Origin of the sequence: Mesorhizobium sp. M2A.F.Ca.ET.037.01.1.1 (genome assembly GCF_003998075.1) — a bacterium.
Lineage (GTDB): Bacteria > Pseudomonadota > Alphaproteobacteria > Rhizobiales > Rhizobiaceae > Mesorhizobium.
Genome location: NZ_RZSA01001157.1, coordinates 1 through 1873 on the forward strand (window position 1 = coordinate 1; position 1873 = coordinate 1873).

Here is a 1873-nt window from a genome sequence, read left to right on the forward strand (position 1 = left end):
ATCCCGAAATTCGTCCTTACCCGCGGCTTCGATTTCGGCTTCGCCATCGGGCTGTCGGCCAAGGACATTCGCCTTTGTCTCGAGGAGAGCGACGCGCTGGGCGTGCCGATGATCGTCGGCGGCGCGGTGCGGCAGTTGCTGACCGTGGCGAAGAGCGACCTCGGCGCCGATGCGGACCTGACCGAAATCATCAAGCCGATCGAGGGTTGGGCCGGCGTGACGGTCGCCAGCAAGAAGGCCCAGGCCTGACGCCGGCCGGAACGAGTCCGATGAGCGGCACTTCCCCTCAGGCGATTGCTCCGGGCCTGTCGCGCAGGCTTGCCGCGTTCGTGCGCAATTCGCAATGGAACGACGTGCCGGAGCCGGTGTGCGAGCATGCGCTGCGCGCCCTCTTCAACGGCTTCGGGACCGCGCTTGGAGGTTCGTCCGACCAGGCGATCCTGCGCCTTGCGGCGAGCCTCGCGCCCTTCTCGGCGGGGACGGCGGCGACCGTTGTCGGTCATGGCGCGAAGCGGGATGCGCCGACCGCTGCCTTTCTCAACGCCGCGTCAATGAACGTGTTCGATTTCGACGACACCCATCAAGGCACGATCATCCATCCGACCGCGCCCGTGGCCCCCGTCGTCCTTGCCCTCGCCGAACTACGGCCGGTCAGCGGGACCAAGCTTCTGCATGCCTTCGTTCTCGGCGTGGAGGTGACCTGCCGGATCGGCAACGCGATCTCGCCGGGCCACTACAATCGCGGCTGGCACATCACGTCGACCTGCGGAATCTTCGGCGCCGCGGTAGCCGCGGCGAAGCTGCTCGATCTGACCGAGGAGGAAATCCTCTGGGCCTTCGGCAATGCGTCCGCCCAGGCTTCGGGTCTCGTCGAGACACTGGGCTTCATGGCGAAGAGCGTGGGCGTCGGCACCGCCGCGCGCGGAGGCCTGCTCGCGGCGCTGATGGCGAAGGGCGGGGTCGAAGGACCGCCGATGCCCCTCGAAGGCCCGCGCGGTTTCCTCAAGGTGTTGTGCCACGCGCCAAAGCCTGAGCTGATCGAGCGCGAACTCGGCAGCGACTGGGAAAACCTGCGCAACATGTTCAAGCCATATCCCTGCGGCGTGGTGCTCAACCCCGTTATCGACGCATGCCTTGACCTGCATCGGAAACCTGATTTCTCCGCCGATCTCGTCAGCGACATCACCGTGCGCGGCTGCCCTCTGCTCAAGGCCCGCGCCGACAGGCCCAATGTCACCACGGGCAGGGAAGCGCAGGTCAGCGCGCAGCATGCTGTCGCCGTCGCTCTGTTGCGCGGCACGGCCGGCGCCGCCGATTTCAGCGACGCGGCTGTGAACGATCCTGACGTGAAGGCATTGCGCGCCACGGTGCGTCCGATCGAGACGGACGAAGCCATTCCGGTCGAGGCGGCCTATGTCTCCGTCCGCTGCAGCGATGGGGCGCATTTCGAGGTGCGCGAGCTGGCCGCCACGGGCAGTCCGGCACGGCCGATGACGGACGCCGCGCTGCGCGATAAGTTCGCCACCCTCGCCGAGTACGGCAGCCCGGCGATCGATGCCGGCGCGCTTGCCGATAGCCTGTGCGCGCTTCGCGACGTCAGCGACGTCGGTTCGATCATGCCGCTGGCCCGGCCGAAGGCATAGGCCGCACGCCGTCGTGCCCGACCTCAGCGATTGTGCTGCGGCGGCTTCCAGACATGGGTGGAGATGATGTCCCTCAGTTCCGTGCGCACGGCGCGGAACAGCGGCCGGAATGTCGAGGACATCGGTTTCTGCGACGAGGTCGCGAGGATCAGCTTGCGGGTGATCTGCGGGTCGAACGGCCAGACCTCGATACGGCCGGCTTCGGCAAGCAGGTGCACGGACGCATAGGT

General features: G+C 67.2%; 2 protein-coding genes and 1 pseudogene. 2 read left to right on the top strand and 1 reads right to left on the bottom strand.

What is annotated here, in order from left to right:
• Together EOA27_RS34555 and EOA27_RS34560 are read left to right on the top strand one after the other, a co-directional pair.
• Positions 1-249: NAD-binding protein (locus tag EOA27_RS34555; protein WP_148669969.1), on the top strand; the 249-nt coding region annotated here is incomplete at its 5' end.
• 20 nt (positions 250-269) lie between these two features.
• Entirely contained in the window at positions 270-1643 is a 1374-nt protein-coding gene (locus EOA27_RS34560; RefSeq protein ID WP_126081367.1) for an MmgE/PrpD family protein, read from the top strand.
• 23 nt (positions 1644-1666) lie between these two features.
• On the opposite strand, the pseudogene EOA27_RS41185 reads toward EOA27_RS34560, so the two are convergent.
• Positions 1667-1873: pseudogene (locus EOA27_RS41185) on the bottom strand (LysR family transcriptional regulator); the annotation flags it as partial.

Excerpts from the sequence above, each read along its gene's own strand:
- EOA27_RS34560 (WP_126081367.1), top strand. The coding sequence starts at position 270 with ATGAGCGGCACTTCCCCTCAGGCGATTGCTCCGGGCCTGTCGCGCAGG.